The following is a 5,247-nucleotide window of genomic DNA, read 5'->3' as shown; positions in this document are numbered from 1 at the left end:
CCCGCGCCCGGGTCGGAACCCCCGCCGTCACCGACGAACCCGGCCACACCCGCGGACTGAGTCGGCTCGCGCGCCGCCGAATGCGGGACTTGAGCCGATCTTGATCAAGTCTTGTGCTGACCCCCGACCGGGGGTGACCATCTACAGCATGTTGCGGTGGCACCCTCGGATTGTGAGCAACAGCATCCGTTATCTCCAGCGGTCCCGACAGGCCGTCTTGCCCGGTTCCCGGCGCGCTCTCACGTTCGCCCGCACGAAATCGGCGAGCTTCGGTCTGCTCGGGCAGGCTCGCGTCTCGAAGGCGCCCGCGCTGGGGTCGGCGCAGACCGCGACCGACCGGGGGCTTGATCTTCCGAACGTCGCGCGGTGAACGCGCACATCGATCGGGTCGTTCTGGCTCGCCTGTGCCACGATCTCGGTGGCGATAAAGCGAGTGTTGGCCGATTCGCCGGAAAATTCGTGAGCCACTGGTGTGAACGCGCGGCGCGCCTGGAGAAGGCCCTCGGTCGGTCCGACGCTTCGGAGGCTGGCGTCGTGCTGCTGAGCATCCGCACCACCAGCAGCATGCTCGGCGCCGTGCACCTTGAGGCCGAGTCCGCCCTGATGCTGGGCGCACTGTCGCGGTGCGACTTCGCGGGGTGCCGACTCTCTTTGTCGAGCCTCACGAGGATCGGCGACGAGACCTGCCTCGAACTCACCGAGCTGTTCCGCAGCGCCTGACCGGCCCACTGTCCGGCTGTCCCGCTGCCCGGCCCGCTGCCCGGCCCGATGACCGGCTCGATGTCCGGCCAGGGTGGTCGGCCCGATGTCCGGCCCGCTGTCCGGCCAGGGTGGTCGGCTAGATTGTGTCGCGGGCCGCGAGGCGGTAGCCGACCCCGCGCACGGTTTCGAGCCAGCGCGGAACCGTGCTGCTGTCGCCGAGCTTGCGGCGGAGATTGCCCATGTGCACCTCGACCGCGCGCTTGTCGGCCTCGTTCACGTAGTAGGCATCCGAATAGCTGTCGCCCCGCAGCAGTAGGGCGAGGTCGGCCTTGCTGCGCACCCGCCGTTGCGACTCCAGCAGCGTCGCGAGCAGGTCGAACTCGGTTCGGGTCAGATCGAGGCGCGCGCCGTCCAGGCTCACAAGGCGTTCCTCGGTATTCAACCGCAGGCCGTTGTGCTCAAACCACCCGTCGTCGGCCGGAGACGGGAGTGCCTCCGGCGACCCGGCGGCAGGGCTCTCCGGCGGAGCCTCGGGGGCCTTCGGAGCCTCAGGCTCGTCGACAGCGTCGTCGGAGTCGTCCGTGGCGAGGTGCCGGCGTGGGCGTCGCAGCATGGCGTCGATGCGGGCACGCAGCTCCCGCGGGCGGAACGGCTTTGTGAGATAGTCGTCGGCGCCGGACTCAAGGCCCTGAAGCGTGTCGATCTCATCGCTGCGAGCGGTGAGCATCACGAGGTAGGTGGAGCTGAACTCGCGGATGCGGCGGGCGGTTTCGAAACCGTCTATTCCCGGCATGCTCACGTCGAGAGTGGTGACGACCGGGTTGTGCTCGCGCACGGCGCGCACCCCGTCGAGACCATTGCCGGTGGGGATCGTCTCGAAGCCGGCCTGGGTGAGTACGGCCTCGAGGAGATCGCGGATGTCCGGGTCATCCTCGATGATGACCGCCACGCGTCGTTCGGTCGATTCAGTCGGCATGGAACCAGTATCCCCCCAGAAGGAGGGTGCCGGGGTGTTGCGGGCGAACGGAGCGCGGCATCCGTTCTGCGAGTAGCGTTAGTGCGTGAGAAAACAACCCGTGCCGAGCGACGTCGAGGACTACTTCGACGATCTGGAGCCCAACGCGCGTGCCGTGCTGTACCCCGTCATCGACGCCGTGCGCGATGCGATGCCGGCCGGCTACGAGCTTGGGCTGCATTCCGGAGTGCCCGGCTGGGTGATTCCCCTGGCCCGGTTCCCGAAAACCTACAACGGCCAGCCGTTGGCGTATGTCAGCCTCGCCGCTCGAAAGAACTACCATTCCCTCTACCTGATGGGGCTCTACAGCAACCCCGACCGGGATGCCGCCTTCCGCGCCGAGTGGGCGGCTTCGGGCCGCCAACTCGACATGGGTAAGAGCTGCCTGCGCTTTCGCACCCTCGCCGACGTCGATCTCGACATCATTGCGCGCACCGTCGCGAGCGTGAGCGTCGACGACTTTCTGCGAGAGTACGAACGCATCAAACGACCCGCCTGAGACCCGCGGCTGGTGCCATCCGTTATGCGCATCGGACGTGGTTCCTCGGTGACGGCAAACGCCCGGTCGTGAGTCAGCCAGAGAAGCGAGGGCATGCCCCGGTTGGGGTGACGGGGGCGGCTTAAGCCGGTCGTGGGCGGCGGTATGCTCGGAAGCGTGAATTCAACGGAACCCGTAGACGTCGTTCTCATCGGCGGCGGAATCATGAGCGCCACCCTCGGCATGCTTCTCAAAGAGCTGCAGCCGTCGTGGAAAATCGAAGTGTACGAGCGTCTCGGCGAACTGGCCCAGGAAAGCTCGAACCCGTGGAACAACGCGGGAACCGGCCACGCTGCGCTCTGTGAGCTCAACTACATGCCCGAAGCGCCGGGGGGAAAGCTCACCGCGGACAAGGCCGTCAGCATCAACGAGCAGTTCCAGATCAGCCGCCAGCTCTGGGCGCACCTGGTGAAGACGGGCGCGCTGCCCGCTCCCGGCCGCTTCATCAACTCCACACCGCACATGACCTTTGTGCAGGGCAAGGCCAATGTCGCCTACCTGCGTGAGCGTCACGAGGTTTTGAAGGACCAGCCGCTTTTCACGGGCATGGAATTCAGCGACGACCCCGAGGTCATCGGCGGCTGGACCCCGCTGCTCACCAAAAAGCGACCTGCGGGCCAGAAGATCGCGGCCACGCGCAGCGACCTCGGCACGGACGTGGACTTCGGCGCGCTGACCAGCTTCATGTTCGACGACCTCACTCGGCACGGTGTGGACCTGCACATGAACCAGCAGGTGACCGACCTGACGCAGAACACCGACGGTTCGTGGCGCATCAAGCTGCTGCGCCAGGTGGGCCAGACGCGCAGCACCGTCAACGCCAAGTTCGTGTTCGTGGGCGCCGGCGGTGGCGGGCTCGCGCTGCTGCAGAAGAGCGGCATCCCGGAGATCAAAGGCTTCGGCGGTTTCCCGATCAGCGGGCAGTTCCTGCGCACCACAAACCCCGAACTCGTGGCACAGCACCAGGCGAAGGTCTACGGTAAGGCCGGCGTCGGCGCCCCACCCATGTCGGTGCCGCACCTCGACACCCGCGTGGTCGACGGTGAGATGTCGCTGCTGTTCGGCCCCTACGCCGGCTTCAGCCCCAAGTTCCTCAAGTCCAGCACGTGGCTCGACCTGCCGTTCTCGATTCGTGCGCACAACCTCGGGCCGATGCTCGCGGTCGCTCGCCACAACTTCGACCTGATGAAGTACCTGATCGGCGAGGTGTTCGCGTCGCGCAACGCCAAGCTCAAGGCGCTGCAGGAGTTCGTGCCCACCGCCAAGATGGGCGACTGGGAGCTCATCACGGCCGGCCAGCGCGTGCAGGTCATGAAGAAGGACGCGGCCAAGGGCGGCGTGCTCCAGATGGGCACCGAGGTCATCACCTCCGCCGACGGCACGATTGCCGGCCTGCTCGGGGCATCCCCGGGGGCGTCGACCGCCGCACCGATCATGGTGGACCTGCTCGCGCGCTGCTTCCCCGACCGCATCGCCGGCTGGGAGCCGAAGTTGCGCACGATGATTCCGAGCTACGGCACTCAGCTCTCTGACGATCCCGCCGCCGCCGCGGCGTCCCTCGCCGCAACCGCCAAGGTGTTGAACCTCACAGCCTGACCCGCCCTCCCGGTCGGGTCGCGGCCCTGCGCCGGCGCATCCGCCCGTAAAACCGGTACTTTTCACGACACGCCGCCCGGGGTGGCGCCGGGCCCCGGCGTGTCTCAGAAACCCCGGTTTTCGCGTGGGACGGTCCGGACCGGTTCCGGTCCCGTCCGTTCAGGTCGGGCCTCGTAAAACCGGTACTTTTCGCGACACGCCGCCCGGGGTGGCGCCGGGCCCCGGCGTGTCTCAGAAACCCCGGTTTTAGCGCCGCGCACCGGGGACGGATGTCCCGGTGCCCGCTACGCTGACCCGTATGGACTCTGTCGACTTCAGACCGGAACGCAGCCAGTACGTCTACACCTTCGGAGGTGCCGACCCTGTCAAACGGGTGCGGCCCGGCACCCTGCTCAACCTGTGGTCGGAGGACGCCTTCAACCACGCCCTCACCTCGGTGAACGATGTGGCCAGTCAGGTGATCGACTTCCGCTACCTGAATCCCCAAACCGGCCCGTTCTATGTGGAGGGCGCCGAACCGGGGGACACCCTGGCCATCCATGTGGTCGACCTGGTTCCGGCGCGCAGCTGGGGCGCATCCGCTGCCATTCCCTTTTTCGGTGGCATGACCAGTACGGATCGCACGGCGCTGCTGCAGCAGGCCCTTCCGGAGGCCACCTGGATTTACCAGGTGGATACCGCAGCCAAAACCGTAGGCTTCCAGGCCCGCTTCGGGGACTTCGAGGTAGCCCTGCCGCTCGAGCCGATGCTCGGCACGGTGGGAGTGGCGCCGTCGGGAAACGAGGTGCGGTCCTCGCTCGTGCCCGAACGTTTCGGCGGCAACATGGACACCCCGGAGATCAAGGCCGGCACGACCGTGTTTCTGGGTGTGAACGTAGAGGGCGCGCTGTTCTCGATCGGCGACGGCCACTACCGCCAGGGCGAGGGTGAGGCCTGCGGCACCGCGGTCGAAGGCGCCATGAACTCGACCATTCTCGTAGACCTGATCAAGGGACGGGCGCCGCTCTGGCCGCGACTCGAAACCGACGACTACTGGATGATCGTGGGCTCGTCCCGCCCCATGGAAGACTCCTGGCGCATCGCGCAGCTCGAGATGATCCGCTGGTTCGGCGAACTGTTCGGCCTGCACGAAATGGATGCCTACCAGCTGCTCAGCCAGGTGGCCGAAGCCCCCATCGCCAACGTGGTCGACCCGAACTACAGCGTGGTCGTGAAGGTGCGCAAATCGCTGTTCCCCGCGGCCTACGCCTTCGACGGCATGCACCGCGACCTGCGCTCTCGAGCCGCGGCTCGCTGACCCGCACCCGCTGACCTGCACCCGCTCCCCACACCCGCTGACCCACACCCGCTCCCCACACCCGCTGACCTGCACCCGCTCCCCACACCCGCTGACCCA

6 protein-coding genes are annotated in these 5,247 nt (G+C 67.1%); 5 read left to right on the top strand and 1 reads right to left on the bottom strand.

Annotated features, from left to right (window positions below; all coding sequences use genetic code 11):
- The first annotated feature begins 172 nt into the window (after window positions 1-172).
- Window positions 173-370, top strand: a complete 198-nt coding sequence (locus tag JF66_RS14400; protein WP_156109814.1) for a hypothetical protein — start codon at window positions 173-175, stop codon at window positions 368-370.
- A complete protein-coding gene (locus tag JF66_RS14395; protein ID WP_035879162.1) occupies window positions 367-720 on the top strand; it encodes a hypothetical protein in 354 nt (117 codons plus the stop codon). The genes JF66_RS14400 and JF66_RS14395 overlap by 4 nt, the downstream gene beginning before the upstream one ends.
- Before the next feature lie 118 nt (window positions 721-838).
- On the opposite strand, the gene JF66_RS14390 is transcribed toward JF66_RS14395, so the two are convergent.
- Window positions 839-1,678 carry a response regulator transcription factor gene (locus JF66_RS14390; RefSeq protein WP_035879161.1) on the bottom strand — a complete coding sequence of 280 codons (840 nt, stop codon included), beginning with the start codon at window positions 1,676-1,678 and terminating at the stop codon, window positions 839-841.
- Window positions 1,679-1,763: 85 nt separating this feature from the next.
- Here JF66_RS14390 and JF66_RS14385 point away from each other — a divergent pair, with 85 nt between their 5' ends.
- The 3 genes from JF66_RS14385 (at window position 1,764) to JF66_RS14375 (ending at window position 5,148) form a co-directional block, all read left to right on the top strand.
- Complete coding sequence (locus tag JF66_RS14385; protein WP_197059424.1) at window positions 1,764-2,216, top strand: DUF1801 domain-containing protein; 453 nt, start codon at window positions 1,764-1,766, stop codon at window positions 2,214-2,216.
- A gap of 156 nt (window positions 2,217-2,372) precedes the next feature.
- Complete coding sequence (locus tag JF66_RS14380; RefSeq protein WP_369798032.1) at window positions 2,373-3,851, top strand: malate:quinone oxidoreductase; 1,479 nt, start codon at window positions 2,373-2,375, stop codon at window positions 3,849-3,851.
- 298 nt (window positions 3,852-4,149) lie between these two features.
- Window positions 4,150-5,148, top strand: a complete 999-nt coding sequence (locus tag JF66_RS14375; protein ID WP_035879158.1) for an acetamidase/formamidase family protein — start codon at window positions 4,150-4,152, stop codon at window positions 5,146-5,148.
- Window positions 5,149-5,247 lie beyond the last annotated feature (99 nt).

The sequence above is a fragment of the Cryobacterium sp. MLB-32 genome, assembly GCF_000738085.1.
Taxonomy (GTDB): domain Bacteria; phylum Actinomycetota; class Actinomycetes; order Actinomycetales; family Microbacteriaceae; genus Cryobacterium.
Note: the sequence above shows the minus strand (reverse complement) of the source record. Positions and strands in the feature narration are given on the sequence as shown.